14 protein-coding genes are annotated in these 17,381 nt (G+C 66.2%); 8 read left to right on the forward strand and 6 right to left on the reverse strand.

Annotated features, from left to right (window positions below; translation table 11 throughout):
• The first annotated feature begins 67 nt into the window (after positions 1-67).
• From rpe to IHE49_RS13300, 7 genes are all read left to right on the forward strand, one after another.
• Positions 68-736, forward strand: coding sequence for a ribulose-phosphate 3-epimerase (gene rpe / locus IHE49_RS13270; RefSeq protein ID WP_192158651.1), 669 nt, complete (start codon positions 68-70; stop codon positions 734-736).
• 890 nt (positions 737-1,626) lie between these two features.
• Positions 1,627-2,316 (forward strand): proteobacterial dedicated sortase system response regulator, encoded by a 690-nt coding sequence (pdsR, locus tag IHE49_RS13275; RefSeq protein WP_192158653.1) that lies wholly within the window; start codon positions 1,627-1,629, stop codon positions 2,314-2,316.
• Positions 2,313-2,882, forward strand: coding sequence for a hypothetical protein (locus tag IHE49_RS13280; protein ID WP_343227580.1), 570 nt, complete (start codon positions 2,313-2,315; stop codon positions 2,880-2,882). Before pdsR ends, IHE49_RS13280 begins: the two co-directional genes overlap by 4 nt.
• Positions 2,883-2,924: 42 nt before the next feature.
• Complete coding sequence (locus IHE49_RS13285) at positions 2,925-3,524, forward strand: hypothetical protein (protein WP_192158655.1); 600 nt, start codon at positions 2,925-2,927, stop codon at positions 3,522-3,524.
• A gap of 25 nt (positions 3,525-3,549) precedes the next feature.
• On the forward strand, positions 3,550-5,562 hold the full coding sequence (locus tag IHE49_RS13290) for an ATP-binding protein (RefSeq protein ID WP_192158656.1): 2,013 nt from the start codon (positions 3,550-3,552) through the stop codon (positions 5,560-5,562).
• A gap of 483 nt (positions 5,563-6,045) precedes the next feature.
• Positions 6,046-7,521 carry an anthranilate synthase component I gene (gene trpE, locus IHE49_RS13295; protein WP_192158658.1) on the forward strand — a complete coding sequence of 492 codons (1,476 nt, stop codon included), beginning with the start codon at positions 6,046-6,048 and terminating at the stop codon, positions 7,519-7,521.
• Between the two features lie 31 nt (positions 7,522-7,552).
• Positions 7,553-8,182: a hypothetical protein gene (locus IHE49_RS13300; protein ID WP_225578435.1), complete on the forward strand. Its 630-nt coding sequence runs from the start codon at positions 7,553-7,555 to the stop codon at positions 8,180-8,182.
• Here the strand turns inward: IHE49_RS13300 and IHE49_RS13305 are convergent.
• From IHE49_RS13305 to IHE49_RS13330, 6 genes are all read right to left on the reverse strand, one after another.
• A complete protein-coding gene (locus IHE49_RS13305; RefSeq protein WP_192158661.1) occupies positions 8,179-8,982 on the reverse strand; it encodes an N-acetylmuramoyl-L-alanine amidase in 804 nt (267 codons plus the stop codon). The genes IHE49_RS13300 and IHE49_RS13305 overlap by 4 nt on opposite strands.
• Positions 8,983-9,171: 189 nt before the next feature.
• Entirely contained in the window at positions 9,172-10,224 is a 1,053-nt protein-coding gene (locus tag IHE49_RS13310) for a serine hydrolase domain-containing protein (protein ID WP_192158663.1), read from the reverse strand.
• A gap of 292 nt (positions 10,225-10,516) precedes the next feature.
• The gene (locus IHE49_RS13315) at positions 10,517-11,185 is read right to left on the reverse strand and encodes a M15 family metallopeptidase (RefSeq protein ID WP_192158974.1); all 669 of its coding nucleotides are present in this window, start codon (positions 11,183-11,185) and stop codon (positions 10,517-10,519) included.
• Between the two features lie 122 nt (positions 11,186-11,307).
• A complete protein-coding gene (locus IHE49_RS13320) occupies positions 11,308-12,843 on the reverse strand; it encodes a serine hydrolase (protein WP_192158665.1) in 1,536 nt (511 codons plus the stop codon).
• A gap of 161 nt (positions 12,844-13,004) precedes the next feature.
• Positions 13,005-14,273, reverse strand: a complete 1,269-nt coding sequence (gene lysA / locus IHE49_RS13325; protein ID WP_192158667.1) for a diaminopimelate decarboxylase — start codon at positions 14,271-14,273, stop codon at positions 13,005-13,007.
• A 19-nt stretch (positions 14,274-14,292) separates the two neighbouring features.
• Positions 14,293-15,771 carry a transglutaminase domain-containing protein gene (locus IHE49_RS13330; RefSeq protein ID WP_192158669.1) on the reverse strand — a complete coding sequence of 493 codons (1,479 nt, stop codon included), beginning with the start codon at positions 15,769-15,771 and terminating at the stop codon, positions 14,293-14,295.
• Positions 15,772-15,934: 163 nt separating this feature from the next.
• On the opposite strand from IHE49_RS13330, the gene IHE49_RS13335 reads away from it, so the two are divergent.
• A complete protein-coding gene (locus tag IHE49_RS13335; protein WP_192158671.1) occupies positions 15,935-17,344 on the forward strand; it encodes an SH3 domain-containing protein in 1,410 nt (469 codons plus the stop codon).
• Positions 17,345-17,381: the final 37 nt, after the last annotated feature.

Here is a 17,381-nt window from a genome sequence, read left to right on the forward strand (position 1 = left end):
GACGAAGCAGTGACGCCGTAAACTCCCATCGCGCACAGGGTGCGCTCCTACCAGCAGAGCCGACGCCATGAGCAAGCAGAGCCCCGTCATCGCCCCTTCCATCCTCGCCGCCGACTTCGCGCGGTTGGGCGAAGACACCGCCGCGGCGCTGGCCGCAGGTGCGGACTGGGTGCATTTCGACGTGATGGACAACCACTACGTGCCCAACCTCACCATCGGCCCGATGGTGCTGCAGTCGCTGCGCAAATATGGCATCAGCGCGCCGATCGACGTGCACCTGATGGTGAAGCCGGTGGACCGCATCGTGCCCGACTTCGCCAAGGCGGGTGCCACGCTGATCAGCTTCCACCCCGAGGCCAGCGAGCATGTCGATCGCACCATCGGGCTGATCAAGGATTCCGGCTGCAAAGCAGGCCTGGTATTCAATCCGGCCACTTCGCTGGATTGCCTGGACTATGTGCTGGACAAGCTGGATCTCGTGCTGATCATGTCGGTGAACCCCGGCTTCGGCGGGCAGAAGTTCATCCCGATGGCGCTGGAGAAGCTGCGCCGTGTGCGCCGGATGATCGACGAGCGCGATCTGCCCGTGCGGCTGGAAGTGGACGGCGGAGTCACCGCGGAGAACATCGGCGCCATCGCCGCCGCGGGCGCGGACACCTTCGTCGCGGGTTCGGCGATCTTCCATGCCAAGGACTACCGCGCCGAGATCGCCGCGATGCATGCGGCCATCGGCTGAATTCCGCGTGTAAAGCAGGCTGCAAATCCGCAGGGAGCGATATTTGACGACATGCCGGCGATGGCGGAAGAGCGCCATTGTTGAATGGCGGCCGCAAAAAGCCCCGGCGCTGGAGAGCAGCACCGGGGCAAACGCCATTGCATGACGTGCGAGGAGACACCATTGACCGACGCCTTGGCGCGGATACGGTCACCGGGGAGGGGAGTTCGATAGCCGCGTCCGCGCCATCCACGGCAATGGAGATGGCGCCAGTCGGTAAGTCAGACAGGCCCCTGTCGGATTGGTTCCCGGAAACTGCCGGGGGGCTTTCGGCATCGCACCAGCGATGGTTCCAGACACGATCGCGGCAGAAGATGGACGACAAAGGCCGCCAGAAGAGGCTTTTGACCTCGTATCGCAGATGATCCGCGGGATATGGCCATAAGGCGACCGCAAAAAAATCCCCTCGCATGGAGGGGATTGAAGGAACCGCCATGATGGAGGGGGAAGCTTGACCGGGCCGGCTGTCTTACGGGTTTCCTTGCCCCGCGACCGGCACGCTTCCCTGCGCACCGGCCGCACTCCGGCCTTCCACGGGAAAGTGTCAGTGCAGGCCCATCAGCAGGCCAAGCAGAAGTGCGCCCACCGCCAACGTCACCCGCAATGGTTCGAAGCTGCGCAATTCGGCATTGGGATCGCGGTCGGCGGCGTCGTTGCGGGTCATGGCGGCATTCCGGTGGGCGTTGGAGGCATTTCACGCCCCGCTGCGGTCATGCGGGCGGCGCGCTTGGGGCCGCTTTCCGCCGGTTTGTGGCAAAACGCGGGCGGCGACGGCGCGCAGCTTGCGTCGGCGGCGCGCACATAGCACGCTGCGCGCCACCGCATCGCACCATCGAGCACTGGAGCCGCCCATGGGCCGTAGCATTGCCATCGTCGAGGACGAACCGCTGATCCGCGCCAACTACGTCGAAGCGCTCAACCGCTTCGGCTACGACACGCGCGGCTACGGTTCGCGACGGGAGGCGTCCAACGCGTTCGCGATCAAGCTGCCCGAGCTGGTCATCATCGACATCGGTCTTGGCGACGAGCCGGAGGGCGGTTTCGACCTCTGCCGCGAGCTGCGCGCAAAGTCCGCCACGTTGCCGATCATCTTCCTTACCGCGCGCGACTCGGATTTCGACGTGATCTCGGGCTTGCGCCTGGGTGCGGACGATTACCTCAGCAAGGACACCAGCCTGCACCAGCTCGCCGCGCGCATCGCCGCGCTGTTCCGGCGCATCGAGTCGCTGAAGGCGCCGACGGCCAGCGAAACGGTCATCGAGCATGGCCCGCTCAAGATGGAGTCCGAGCGCATGCGCATCACCTGGGACGGCGCCGAAGTGCCGCTCACCGTCACCGAGTTCTGGATGGTGCACACCCTGATCCGCTTCCCCGGCCACGTGAAGAACCGCGACCAGCTGATGCGCGAGGCGGAACTGGTGGTGGACGACGCCACCATCACCTCGCACATCAAGCGCATCCGCAAGAAGTTCATCGCGGTGGCGCCGGAGTTCGACGCGATCGAGACCGTGCACGGCGTGGGCTACCGGTGGAGGCCGTGAACGCGCGCGGCTGGCTGACGTTGGCCCTGCTTGTTTTCTGCACCTCCGCCATGGCGGCCCAGGGCGGCGACGACGTGCTGGCCCACGGGGCGCGCGATGGCGATGCGCCGGCATGGTCCGTCGCCGTGGCCAGCCCTGCAGGCTGGACCCGCGACTGCTGCATGTATGCCAAGGCCATCGGTGTCGATGCCGTGCTTTACCAGGGCGAATGGACGGGTAAGCCCGACCGCGTGATGGTGCTCAACACGTGGCCGCGCAAGCTGGCGACGCTGGCCGACGAGGTGGCGGCCGATCGCAAGCAATACTTGCAGCGTGATGCCAAGGGCAAGGCTACCGACCTGCGCATCGGCAATCCGCACATGCCCTGCGCGGGCGTGGTGTACCAGGGCAGCGACCGCATCGACGACGTGGTGGTGTTCTGCGATCCAGGCCAGGCCAGCGGCATCCGCCTGAGCTGGTCGATGAGCTTCGCCGACGGCGACGCCACGCTGCACCCGTTGCTTGACGCCTTCATGCAGGTGGCGACCAACACGCGCTACGAACGTTACGTCGAGCCCAAGAAGTGATGAGCGGTGCGCCTGCATCGCAAGGTAGCCAGGGAGGCTGCAATGAAGAGCTTGATCGGTTTGTGCTTTTCTTTGTTGATCCCGTTTACGGCATGTGGCGCCGGTGTCGACAAGAATCCGGGGGTGCTGGTCTACGGGGGCGGTGACGGAGAAATTCCCGGTTGGGCCATATTTACCGATCTGCCAATGGGATGGACGCCGGATTGCTGCGCTCACGCGAAGGCTATCGGCGTGAACCTTGCCCTGTACAAAGGTGAATGGACTGGCAGGCCAGAGAGGGTCATGTTGCTCAATATTTGGACGGCCAGAGCGCCGACGCTGAGTGCCGATTTTCAAAAGGATCGCCAGCGTTACCGGACGAGTTATCCAGCAGCCAAGGACGTTGCATTCCCTGTTGCCAACACACACAAGCTCGCATGCCTCGGTTCCCTCTACCAAAGGGATGACCACAAGGACGATGTGGTCGTTTTCTGCGAGCCGGACAAGGCAAGCCGCATACGCCTTTCCTGGTCGATGCTTATTGCTGCCGACGATCCAGAGCGGCAGCAAGTACTGGCAGCATTCAAGCAGGTTGTCGAGCAGTCGATGTACATGAAGTACCAAGACGGAACAGGCAAACAGAAGCTGCAAGGCAACAAATGAGTTTGCCTTTCGGTATCGTCGCCCAATGAATCTTCGCCGCAAGCTGCTGCTCGTCGCTTTGTGCACGCTGGCGCTGCCGATGGCCGGGTGGCTGTACGTGCGCCAGATGGAAGCGTTGCTGCGCGAAGGACAGGCACAGGCACTGATCGCTTCGGCGCGTGCGGTGGCGCGCAGCTTGGTGGTGACGCACGCCGTGCTGCCGCAGGGCGATGCGGCGTGGTACGTGGAGCAGGCGGTCGCTCCGATCACCGTGGACGGTTATGGCGACGACTGGGCGCCGCTGACGCCGTGGAGCCAGCCGTTCGGCCAGCGTGGCAAGCTGATGTTGGCCGAGGACGCCAACAATCTGTACCTCTACGCCGAGGTGCGCGATACCCAGCGTACCCGCGCCGATGCGATGGACGGCGCGAATGCGCTTTCCGCCGATCACCTCAACCTGGTGCTGGGCAATGCCAGCGGGCAGCAACGTTACCTGCTGGAAAGCGATGCGCCCGGTGCGATCACCGCCGTCGCATCGGGGACGCCGATGCCCGGCCTGCCCGATGCGTTCCCGGCGCAATGGCAGGAAGATGGCAGCGGTTTCCGCATCGAATTGCGCCTGCCGCGTGGCCTGCAATTGCAGACGATGGGCATCGGTGCCTATGTCGCGCTGGACGGTGGCGATCGCACCGCGGTGGAACTGCGCCCCTTGCTGGACTTTTCGCCCGCACTTTCCACCGAGCTTGCCGGCCTCGCACCGGACCACACGCGGGCGCGCGTGCTGTCGCCGCAAGGCTGGTTGCTCGCACGCAGCGGCAAGCTCGATACCGCGCTCGGCGCGCAGGGGCAGCCGGGGTGGTTTGCCTCGTTGGTCTACAGCGCGCTGTTGGCGACCCGTCTCGAAGACGCCAACCTGTGGGCACAGGACGTGCCGCGGCTGGATACGCCCGAGGTCCAGCGCGCCCGCGCAGGCAGACAGGTGAGCGTGTGGCGCAATGGCGAGGAGCGCGGCAGCGTGGTGCTTTCCGCGGCCGTACCGATCGAACAGGACGGCAAGTTGGTCGGCGTGCTGTTGCTCGAGCAGGCCAGCCGGGCCGTGCCCCTGTTGGCGAACCGTGCGCTGTTCGGCCTGCTGCTCACCAGCTTTGGCGTGTTGCTGGTGGCTGGAGCGATCCTGCTGTTCTTCGCCACGCGCCTGAGCCTGCGCCTTGGGCGCCTGCGCAACGCCGCCGAACGCGCCCAGTTGTCGGATGGCCGTCTGGACGGATTGTTCGAACGCGGCCGCTTCCCGATGACCGATGCGCCGGACGAAATCGGCGACCTGGCACGCAGTTTCGAAAAACTGTTCGAAGCCGTGGGCGGTTATACGGATTACCTGCAGACGCTGGCTTCCAAGCTCTCGCACGAACTCAACACGCCGCTGGCCATCGTGAAATCCTCGCTGGACAACCTCGAACATGCCGAGCTGCCGCCGGATGCCCACCCATACCTTGCCCGCGCCCGCGACGGCGTGGCCCGACTGGGCGCGCTGGTGCGTGCGATGAGCGAGGCGAGCCGCATGGAGCGCGCCATCGCCGCTGCCGAGCCGGAGGACGTGGATTTGCGCGAAGTGGTGCGTGGCTGCGCCGAAGCTTATCGCCCATTGGCCGGCGCGCGCCGGCTGGAGTGCGTGCTGCCGGACGCCCCGCTGCACCTGCATTGCGCGCCCGAGCCGATCGCGCAGGCGCTGGACAAGCTGTTCGACAACGCGCTGTCGTTCACCCCACCCGATGGATGGCTGCGTCTGTCCCTGCAGGCTATCGACGGCGATGCGGAGATCGAGTTGGCGAACCAGGGGCCACCATTGCCCGCGGCCATGCAGGGGCGTCTGTTCGATTCGCTGGTGAGCCTGCGCGACAAGGCCACTCCGGGCGATGCGCCGCACCTTGGTCTTGGACTGTATGTGGTGCGGTTGGTGGCCGAGCGTCATGGAGGCGTCGCCAGTGCGCGGAACCTCGATGACGGTAGCGGAGTGGCTTTCAGCTTGCGCCTGCATGGGATGCCACGGCAGCGGTTGTAATGCATCCCCTCGCCCGCTTGCGGGAGAGGCGCTTCTGTTCTTTGCGTCTTGTCGCAAGCGACAAAGCGGTTTCGAGCCGCCGCCGCGGCCCGAGTCACTTTTCTCTAGCGCGGCCAGAGAAAAGTGACCAAAAGAGAGGCCACCCCGAGGCGGCGCTCTCCGGGCATCCTGCCCTCCGAGTGCGTGAGGCGTGGCCGGGCTTTTCGGCCGGCCTCCTGCCCGGTCGAAAAGGCATCGCCCTCCATGGCGATGCCCGCAGCGCGGCCTTTTCGTCCACGCCTCACCGCCGCACAGGGCCCCGAGAAGCAGCGCGCTCCTGCGCGCAGAAGCTAACGGCCGGGGCAGGGCAAAAAGCGTCCGCCGCACAAGTGAGAGCAGCAAAGCAGGCGTTTTCGAGCGGGTTCTGTTCGGGATGGATGTCCATACGGAAAACGGCGCTGCCCTGCTATCGTGTGCAATCCGTCCCCTCTGGATCGTCCGTCCGTGATCTCCCGTAGCGACTTCGACGCGCTGGCCGCGCAAGGTCATACCCGCATCCCGCTGGTGCGCGAGGTGTTTTCCGACCTCGACACGCCGCTGTCGGTGTACCTGAAGCTGGCCGATGGCCCGTACACCTTCCTGTTCGAGTCGGTCGAGGGCGGCGCCACCTGGGGTCGCTATTCCATCATCGGCCTGCCGGCCAAGCGCGTGTACCGCCTGCGCGGGCACGAGCTGGAGGTGGAGGATTCGGGCGAAATCACCGAGCGCCGCCACGTGGCCGACCCGCTCGCCGAGATCGAAACGCTGCGCCAGCAATACGACGTGCCGCGCCTGCCACAGCTACCCGCGTTCAGCGGCGGGCTGGTCGGCTACTTCGGTTTCGAGACCATCGGCTACATCGAGCCGCGCCTGGCGCAGTGGGATCGCGTCGATGAGCTGGGCACGCCCGACGTGCTGCTGATGCTGGCCGAGGAAGTCGCGGTGTTCGACAACCTCAAGGGTCGTTTGTATCTGATCGTGCATGCCGACCCGGCGCAGCCGCAGGCGTATGCATGTGCTCAGCGTCGGCTCGATGCGCTGGTGCACCGCCTGCGCCATGGCGGCGCGGCGTATCCGCAGCTCACGCAATCCGTCGCACTGGACGAGGGCGACTTCACTTCCTCCTTCACCAAGGAGGAATTCGAGGCGATGGTGGAGCGCGCGAAGGAATACATCCGCGCCGGCGACATCTTCCAGGTGGTGCCTTCGCAGCGCCTGAGCGTGGGTTTCAACGCGCGGCCGGTGGACGTGTACCGCGCGCTGCGTGCGCTCAATCCGTCGCCTTACATGTATTTCGTCGACCTCGGCGGCACGCAGATCGTGGGCTCCTCGCCCGAGATCCTGGCGCGACTGAAGGACGGCAAGGTGCTGGTGCGCCCATTGGCCGGCACGCGCAAGCGCGGCGCTACCGAGGAAGAAGACCGGGCGCTGGAAGCCGAACTGCTCGCCGACCCCAAGGAACGCGCCGAGCACGTGATGCTGATCGACCTGGGCCGCAACGACATCGGCCGCATCAGCGAAACGGGCACGGTAGAGGTGAGCGAGTCGTTCGCGATCGAGCGCTACTCGCACGTGATGCACATCGTCTCGCAGGTACAGGGCACGGCGAAGCCCAACCTGAGCTACATGGACGTACTCAAGGCCACCTTCCCGGCGGGCACGCTGAGCGGCGCGCCGAAGATCCGCGCGCTGGAAATCATCCAGGAGCTGGAACCGTACAAGCGCAACATCTACGCCGGCGCGATCGGCTGGATCGGCTGGTGGGGCGACGCCGACACCGCCATCGCGATCCGCACCGCAGTGATCCAGGACGGCCGCCTGCACGTGCAGGCCGGCGCCGGCATCGTCTACGACTCCGATCCTGCCGCTGAGTGGGAGGAGACGATGAACAAGGGGCGTGCGTTGTTCCGCGCGGTGGCGCAGGCGGCGAAGGGGTTGTAGTCGCATGCGCTGGCGGAGCTTCGCAGCGTGCTTGGCAACAGCGCTGGTGATTGTGCCGGCCGCTTCCGCGCGCGATGACTGGCCGGACACGCCGCTCGCCCGCACCCAGGCGCTGGCTGAACTGCAGACGCTCAATGCCGAGTTGTTGAGCCATCCCAGCGCCACGTTGACCCTGGAGCACTGGTGCAGTGCGCATCATCTGGCGGCGTCGGCGAAGATCCTCGCGCACCGCGTGCAAGGTGGGGACAAGCCATTGCCGCCGGACGGGCGCATGCTGCTCGGGATTGGCGCGGATGAGCCAGTACGCTATCGACGCGTGCAGCTGGGCTGCGGCGATGTAGTGCTTTCCGATGCGGACAACTGGTACGTGCCGTCGCGGCTGACGGCGACGATGAACCGCCAACTCGACACCACCGACGAGCCGTTCGGCAAGGTCGTGCAGTTGTTGCATTTCCGTCGCCAGACGCTGTCCGCCGACCTGCTGTGGTCGCCATTGCCGCAAGGCTGGGACAGTGGTGCGGTGCTGCCACCGGCAAGCAACCAGCCATTGGCGATTCCATCCCACGTGCTGCAGCATCGCGCCCTGCTGTACACGCAGGACAACCAGCCTTTCAGCCTGGTGGTGGAGAGCTATACCGCGAGCGTGCTGGTTCGTCCCTAATCTGCCGGCGCCTGCGGCGACGGTGCGGTGCAGGTGTTCGCGGTCGGTTCGATCTGCTGTGCGAGGTTGTAAAGGATGCGCAGGTCCTGCGCGTCCAGCGTGTCGCCTTCCATGCCGCGGAAGTGGTGGTGGAAGGAGTGCACGGCGGCGATGCGGTCGTCCAGTGCGTAGCCGACCACGGCCATCGCCATCCACGGATCGAAGCCGGGCGGCGGATCGCACAGCGGGCCGTGCGGCCAGCGGCCGAATCCCGCGTCGGCGAGCTGCTGCCACGGGAACAGCGGACCGGGGTCGTCCTTGCGGCCGGGCGCGAGGTCTTCGTGGCCGATGATCTGCGTGGGCGGGATGTGCAGGCGCGTGGTGAGGTCGGCAAGCAGGCGCAGCAGGCTGGCGATCTGCGGTTGCGCGAACGGCGAGTGGCCGTCGTTGTCCAGCTCGATGCCGATGGAGGCGGAGTTGAGGTCGGTGATGGTGCCCCAGCGTCCCGGCCCCGCTTGCCATGCGCGCAGCTGGTCGGGCACCAGCTGATAGATGTGACCATCGCTGCCGATCAGGTAGTGCGCACTCACCGGGCCACCGCTGTTGCGCGTGCGCAGGGTGTCCAGCGCCTCCTGCGCGGAGTGCTCGTCGGTGAAGTGCAGCACGATCAGTACGGGACGACGGATGTCGTAGTTCGGCGAGGGCGTCCAGGTCGCCAGCGGATTGCGCGGCGGTGCGGTGGCGCACGCGGCGAGCAGCGACAAGAGCGCCAGCAGGCAGGCAGTGCGTAGCAAGCGGCTGAGTGCAGTGGGATGGTGCATGCGGGGACTCGCTTTTGCTCGTCATTCCGGCGCAGGCCGGAAGAGATTTTCAACAGTTGGAGGCTGGTCATCCAGTTTGATAGCTCGTGCGACGCACGCAAAAACTGTTTTGTGTGCTTCGCACGCTTGTTTCGCTGGATTCCGGCCTGCGCCGGAATGACGGTGAGGTTGAGTGAAGCATGACGGCAATCAATGCAGGAACGGTTCGGCGATCGCCAGCGCGGTGCGATAAGGCTCCGGATCGTTGCGGTTGCTGAGCAGGATCACCGTGAGGTGCTGCTTCGGCCAGCGCACGATCACGTTGCGAAAGCCGATGCTCTCGCCGGAATGCCACAGCGTGTCGCCAGTGATGCGCCAGCCGAAGCCGTAGCCGGCTTCGTAGGGCTCGCCCACGACTTTCACGTGCGGGCTGAAGGCGAGTTTGCGCGAAGCATCGCTGAGCAGGCGGTCGTCGTAGAGCGCGGCATCCCACTTCGCGAGGTCGTCGATGTTCGAATAGATGCCGCCGTCGCCGCGCGTGGCGCTGGTGAGGTCCTGGTCGGTGCGCTGCCAGTGGCCGTCGGATTCGCTGTAGCCGAAGGCACGGTTCGGTACGGTCTTGTCGTCGTGCACGTAGAGCAGGGTGTGGTCCATGTGCAGCGGCCGGAAGATGCGCTGCGCGAGGAAATCCTGCAGGTGCTGGCCGGACGCCTTTTCCACCACCAGGCCGAGCAGCACGTAGCCGGTGTTGCTGTAGCGATAGGCGCTGCCGGGCGGGAAGTAGCCGTGCGTGGTGGCGGCGACCATGTGCAGCACGTCGTCGTCGTTGAGCTGAGCAGTATGGCCGGGCGGCACCAGGTCTTCGTAATCGAGCAGGCCGCCGGTGTGGCTGAGCAGCTCACGCAGCGTCACCTTGTCCGTGAAGGCGGCCAGCGAGGGCAGCCAGTGACGGATCGAATCGTCGAGTCTCAGCTTGTCGCCCTGCGCCAGCAGCAGGATCGCGGCGGCGGTGAACTGCTTGGTGACGGAAGCGAGGCGGTAGTCGGTGGCGGAGGTGGCGGCGGTGTGGTGTTCGAGGTCCGCCATGCCGTAGCCGCGTTCGAGCAGCGGCTTGCCATCCTTGACGACCAGCAGCGCGGCGCCGGGCACGTCGCCGGTGTAGGGCTGCATCAGCTGGTTGGCGTGGTTGATGGCGTCGGCGGTGGAGGCGCTTGCGGTGCCGGCGATGAGCATCGATGCGAGGAGGGTGGTGGCGAAGCGCATGGCAAGGCTCCGTGCGTTTGGATGTGAGCCCCTCTCTCGTCGGACGCTGAGAAGGGTCATGGATGACTCCTGCATTGAGGAGCGAGGAAGAGGGGTTGGGGTGAGGGTTCGGTGTTGCCGCAACGCTTCGCTTTGGCCGAACACTCACCCGCCCGGATTCGCGTTATCCATGGAGCTTTCTCCTGTCGGAGCCGGCTTCGCCGTTCCGCAGTCGCCCTAGCGCCTGTAGGACGGAACCCTCTCCCGGAGGGAGAGAGACTCAGTGGTGAGGAGTGGGATGAAATCGAAGCGTTCATTGCACCGGCACGTCGTAAAGCATCTGCGGCGTGGGTTCGGGCGTGAGCGTGTAATGCCACCATTCCAGCGCGTAGTTCTGGAAGCCTTCGTGTTCCATCGCCGAGCGCAGCAGCAGGCGGTTGGTGTGCTGTTCTGCGCCGATGCCGGGCGCGTCGGTGTGGGCGCGCACGCCGAACCAGTCGAAGCCGGTGCCCATGTCCAGCGGCGCGCAATGTGTGCCGTCGGCAGCGCAGCGTTCCATGGTGAGGTCCACGGTGGCGCCGCGGCTGTGGCCGGAGACGGGCGCGATGTAGTCGCCCAGCAGTTTGGACTTGTCGAGGTCAGGGTAGTGCGCGGCCTTGGTGCGTTGGTCGGCGGGGTCGTGCGCCCAGCGCACGAAATCCGCCACCGCGCGGGCAGGGCGATAGCAGTCCCACAGCTTCAGGCGATAGTGCTGCACGCGCAGATCGCGCTCGACGCGCGTCAGTGCTTCGGCGGCGGGGCGCAGCAACAGGCATTTGGGAGCAAGGTAGCCATTCACGGGCCGGCCGACGAAGTTGTCGCTGCCGGCGTACTTGATGTCCTCGGCGATGTCGGGCACCAAGGTTCGAATGTCCACCAGGCCGGCCTGCGCCGCGGTTTTCGCGGGCGAGAGTTGCGGTGGTTGGTCACCTGCCCGCGCCATCTGCAGGCAGGTCGTGAGCAGGATGATCGACGCGATGCCGTAGGAGCGCACCCTGTGCGCGATTGGCACTTCGCGAAAAGCCTGATCGCGCACAGGGTGCGCTCCTGCGGGGAGCCTGCGCTTCATGGGCAGTCCCCTGTACGCACGAAGTGCAGGTCCTCATAGTCGGAACTGAAGTCGCCCAGCGCATCGACCTTGGCCATGGTCAGCATGGCGGGTTGGCCGCCTTGCGCGGGATGGAAGTCCAGCCAGGCGTCGGGGTCCATGTCGTGGTGGCTCCAGTGCACCAGGTCGCGGTTGCCCAGTCGCATCACGTCGCCGTTGAGCCGCGGCGATTTGGCGACGGCGAAACGCACGCGGCCGCCGCTCGGGCACAGCATGAGATCGCCCAGCCACGGGTCGCGGTAGCGGCCTGTCCACGCGGCCAATGCAGCGGGTGCGACAGCTGTGGCTTTTGAAGTGTCGGGCGCGGCGGCGCGTTTGCTGGCCTGCTCGTCGGCGCGTTGCTGCGCGTCCGCGTACCACGTGACGTCGTGCGTGTCGTCCGGCTGGGTGAAGTGCTTGAGCAGCGCTTCGCCGAGCACGGTGCGCGCGGATTCCGCTTCGCCGTTGATGAGGAACACGAAGCCGTCCTTCCGGTCGGGCAGCAGCATCAGTTCGGAGTACATGCCGTCCAGCGTGCCGGTGTGCCACACCGTCCAGGTGCCGTCCACGTCGGTCATGCGCCAGCCGTAGCCGTAGGCCATGATGTGGCTGTCGTCCCAGTTGTGGCGCTGTTCGGAGACGGGAATCAGCATGTGCGGCGATTGCAGCACGTGGCGCTGTTCCGCCGACAGCCACTGCAATTGCGCCGGCGTGGGCACCAGCCAGTTGCGCGCCCAGGCCAGCATGTCGTCGAGGTCGCAGCGGATGCCGCCGGCAGGCGCGGAGGTGATTGCGGGCACGACGGGGTTGTCTGGTTGCTGCGGAATATTGCGGCCATCCTGGCGCGAGTGCGGGGCGGCCACGTCGCCCACCGTATCGCGGTTCCACTCGCCGACCTGGCAGCGCGAAAGCCCGAGCGGCTGGAACACCTCGCGATGCATCAGCGTTTCGTAGGGCGCGCCGCCTGCGGCCGCGGCTACTTCGCCGGCCACCACGTAGAGCAGATTGTCGTATTCGTACTTCGAGCGGAAGCTGTAGCCGGGCTTGATGTAGCGCAGGCCATGGATGATGTCGGCGCGGGTGAACGCGTTCGGCTCCGGCCACAGCATCAGGTCGCCGCCGCCTTCGGGCAGGCCGCTGGAGTGCGTGAGCAGGTCGGCCACGCGCATGTTCTTCGTGACCCACGGGTCGTACATCTGGAAGTCGGGCAGGTATTTCGTCACCGGGTCGTCCCAGTGCAGCTTGCCCTGGTCCACCAGCCGGCCCAGCAGGGCGGTGGTCATTGCCTTGCTGTTGGAAGCGATCTCGAACAGCGTGCGCGGCGTGATCTTCTGTCCGGAGCCGGCGACGGTTTCGCCGCGCGTGGCGATGTAGACCACCTTGCCGTGTTCGATCACGCCGAGTGCGATGCCAGGCAGGTGGTAGCGCGCGACCACAGTGTCGAGGATCTGGTCGTAGTTGCGGGTTTCGGGTGGAGCGGAAGGAGAGGCAGCGAAAGCGGCGACGCAAGGCATGGCGAATGCAAAAGCGATTAGCGCCTTGCATGGCAACGTGGGGCGGTGGCGAGATCGACTCTTCACCCCGGCCCTCTCCTCGCTCCTCAACGTCGCGGCCATCCACGACCGCTCCTCGCGTGCCCCTGAGAGGAGAGAGCATCCTGTGCGTGCAATGCGTTTCATGTCGTCTCCCACTGGCTGGCCGACTGTTCGCCGGCAAGCATTTCGTCCAGTGTTTGCCGCCGGCGCACCAGGGCGAACCGGCCGCGATCGAGCAGCACTTCGGCGGCCAACGGCCGCGAGTTGTAGGTGGAGGCCATGGAGGAGCCATAGGCGCCGGTAGCGCGGATCATCACCAGGTCGCCCGCCGCGCAGGCGGGCAGCGTGCGGGCTTGCGCGAAGGTGTCGCCGGTTTCGCAGACCGGGCCCACCACGTCGTAGACGGCCGGTGGCCGCGCTTCGCCCGATACCGGCACGATGTCGTGCCAGGCGTCATACAGGCTGGGGCGGGCGAGGTCGTTCATCGCCGCGTCCAGCACCAGGAAGTCGCGTGCCTCGCCATGCTTGATGCGCAGCACGCGCGTCAGCAGCACGCCGGCCTCGGCCACGAGGTAGCGGCCGGGCTCCAGCAGGAGGTGACCTTCGAAGCCGGCGAGCGCCTCGCGGATCACCGCCACGTAATCGGCCGGCGCGATAGTCGTATCGCCGTCGCGGTAGCGCACGCCGAGGCCGCCGCCCACGTCGATGCTGGCGACGGGATGGCCGGCGTCGCGCAGCTCGCGCCAGAACGCGGCCACGCGCTGCAGGGCTTGGCGATACGGTTCCAGCGAGAGGATCTGCGAGCCGATGTGCACGTGCAGGCCGTCCAGCAGCACATGTTTCAACGTGGCGCGCGCATCGAACCAGCGCCGCGCCTCGGCAATGCTTACGCCGAACTTGTTTTCCGATTTGCCGGTGGAGATCTTGGCGTGGGTGAGCGCATCCACGTCGGGATTGATGCGAACCGCCGCGCGCGCCATGGCGCCGTGTTCGCCGGCGATGCGTTCGATAGCGTGCAGTTCGTCCAGCGATTCCACGTTGAAGCGCTGGATGCCTGCAGCCAGCGCCTCGGCGATCTCGCCGTCGTTCTTGCCCACACCGGAAAACACGATGCGCTCGGGCGGCATGCCGGCGCGCAGCGCGCGCTGCAGTTCGCCGGCGGAAACGATGTCCGCACCCAGTCCGGCCTGCGCCATCAATTCGAGGATGGCCCGGTTGCCGTTGGCCTTGACCGCGTAGCAGATCGTCGCGTCCATGCCGTGCAGCGCCTGCTGCAGGCCGGCGATGCGCTGGCGGATCGCATTGGCCGAATAGGCGTACAGCGGCGTGCCGTGCCGTTCGGCGAGCGCGACGAGGTCCACACCGTCGAAATGCGTGGAGGGCGAAGTGTCCATGGTGGCTGGGTTCATTTGGGGATCGATAGGGAGATCAATGTGGGTCGACCGGCGACCAGTCGAAGCCGTAGTTCCACTGGTCGTAGTAGAGGTTGCCGCCGCTCCACTCGACTTCGCCGCGCTGCGAATCCACGTTGTCGGAGCGGAACGACTGCTTGGCCGGCGTGAAGCCTTGGCCGAAGTCGCTGTTGAAGGCGACACGCCAGGCATCCAGGCCGCCGAGGTAGAACCACTCCAGCGCATCGTCGCCGGGCTTGGCCTGCGTGCCTGGATGCAGGCGGCCGAAGGTGACGTCCATCGGCACCCAACCGTAGGGCGCGAGGTAGAGCTGGCCCCAGTCGTGGATGTCGTTGTAGCCGTGGTCGGCGAAGATCGCGCCGGACTGCCAGCGCGCCGGTATGCCATTCAGTCGCAGCAGGGCGATCAGCAGCATGGTCTGCTGGCCGCAGTCGCCGTGGCCGGCGTGCAGGGTGTAGTCGCTGAGGTTGGGGATGGTGGAGTACTCGCGCGCGCCCGCCCACGGGATCTCGTCCACCGCGGCGAAGAGTTTCTGCGCGATGCGGTAGGGATTCTTCTCGTCGCCCAACACCTGCCGCGAGAACAGGCGCAACTGCTCGGTGAACACTAGGTGCGGTGCACGTTCCGCGACATAAGGTGCAAGTTCCGGCGTGATCGTCGCGGGCACCACCTTGGCCGGGTCGATCACGTGGTATTGCGCGGACAGCGTGACTTCGTAGGTGACCGAGAACGTGGTGGGCTTGCCGGCCTGCGCGGCCTTTTCGAAGTACACCGTGCGCATCGGCGCGGCATCGGGCGCGATGACGTGCTTTGCGGGCACGCTGCTCACGTAGCGGATGTCGTCCTGCTGGCCCGGCAGTGCCTTGGGGTAGGGAATCCACGCGCGCACGGTTTTGCCGGCCGGCACCGCGTCGGCATCCACGGTGAGCGTCTGGGTAATGCGCACGCGATGCGGCAGCACGCTGCTGCGGTTTTCCTGCAGCGATGCCGAACGCACCTCGCGGTGGTAGTCGTTCAGCACTTGCATCGGATCGTCGTCGAACGGCGCGGGATGGGCGCGGCGTGCGGCGGCCTCGGCGCTGAGGCGGAAGATGTTGGAGGCGTCGCGCTTGAAGTACATCACGCGGCCGTCGATCGCCATGCGTTCGAGCAGGCCGTGCTCGTCCCAGTCGCGGAATTCGTCGTCGCGCAGGTCGGGCACCTGCTTGCGGATGCGCGCCTTCAGCGCGTCGGCGTCGAGCGAAAAGTCGTAACGGATGCGGCGCATGCGTTCGCGCTGGAACAGCAGCGCATCGCGCATGGCGGCGTCCAGCCCCGGCTGGCCGAGTGCCAGCGCGATGTCGGCATCGGCGGCCTGGAACTGGCCGGCATCCACCAGCGCGGCGATGCTGCTTGGCGTCTCGGTGGCCCAGGTCGCTGCAAAGGGTGCGGCCAGCAAGGCCGATGCGAACAGCAAGCGTGTCCTCCAGCGTGTAGTGCTTGCCACGTTCGCCATCAGAAACCCCCGCGGTGCGTCCCCAGCGGCGTTGTGTAGCACGCTTGCAAATGGCGGTCAATAATTTATGCTGACGATGAAATTACATGGAATCAAATATTCCTTGGCTTGCCGCATGGCCGTGCTGTCGCGCCTGGCGACAGGCTGGTGAAGGGGTGAAACGATGAAGCGTCCGGTTCTTGCAGTCTTGGTCTTTGCGCTCACGCTCGTCCATCTGCCGATGCAGGCGCGTGACGCGCCCACCAGTGCATTGCCGATCCCACCCAGTGGCGTGCTCGGCGTGGGCGACGCGCAATTGACGCCGGCGTTCTGGATCGGCCTGCAGGCGCAGCCCGACCGGCAGATCCTCACCCGCGCCCAGGTCGATGCGCAGAACGCGAAGCTGTTCAAGCTCGATCCCACCATGCACGACCTCGCAGCGCTGCCCGCCACGCTGCCGCGCGCGCAGGTGGCTGCCTGGATCGAGCGCCTGTCGAAGCGACCCACGCACGCGCTCTACGATGAACATGGGCAGTCCGTGCCGGCGGCCACGCTGGACAAGGCGGAGAGCGACCTGGCGCTGGACGCGATCCCCGCACAGACCACGGTGCGTTATGGCCTGGTGGTTGAGCGCGCCGCGCTGCGCACCTTTCCCACCACGCTGCGCGTGTTCAGCAGCGACGACGACCACGACATCGACCGCTTCCAGGAGAGCGCCGAGTTTCCCGGCACGCCGGTAGCCATCGTGCACGCCAGCCGCGACGGCCAATGGCTTTTCGTGGTGAGTCCACGCTACGCGGCATGGATGCAGAAGCGGTACGTGGCGGAAGGCGCGAAGGACATGGTGCTGGCGTACGCCGCGAAGACACCGTACCGCGTGGTCACCGGCCCCAGCGTGCGTACGGTGTTCACGCCCGAGCAGCCGGCGGTGTCTCAGCTGCAGCTGGACATGGGCACGCGCGTGCCGCTGCTTGGCACGCTGCCGCCCGACCAGCCGGTGAACGGCCAGACGCCGTATGCCGCATATACGCTGCAACTGCCCATCCGCAGGGACGACGGCAGCCTGGAGCTGGTGCCCGCGCTTCTGCAGAAGAACACCGATACCGCGGCCGATTATCCGTCGCTGACGCCGCGCAACCTGATCACCCAGGCGTTCAAGTTCCTCGGCGAGCGCTACGGCTGGGGCCACTCGTATGACGGCCGCGACTGCTCGGGCTTCGTTTCCGACGTGTACCGCAGCCTCGGCGTGCAGATGCCGCGCAACACCGGTGACCAGGCCAAGAGTCCCGCACTGGAACATCGCCTGTTCACCGCCGCCGACAGCCACGCGGTGCGCCTGCAGGCGGCGCTGCAGTTGCAGCTTGGCGATCTGGTCTACATCCCTGGTCACGTGATGATGGTGCTGGGCCAGTGGGAGGGGCAGCCGTGGGTGATCCACGACGTGCTGGGCATGAGCTACCTCAAGCCGGACGGCTCCACCGCACACGTCGATCTCAACGCGGTGTCGGTGACGCCGTTGCTGCCCATGCTCTACGGCAAGGACGGCTCCACCTTCATCGACCACATGACCAGCATCGTTCGCATCCGCCGCTGATCCCCATCGCCTTTCACCGAGTTACACGGACACGGTC

The sequence above is a fragment of the Rhodanobacter sp. 7MK24 genome, from assembly GCF_014842995.1.
Classification (GTDB): Bacteria; Pseudomonadota; Gammaproteobacteria; order Xanthomonadales; family Rhodanobacteraceae; genus Rhodanobacter_A.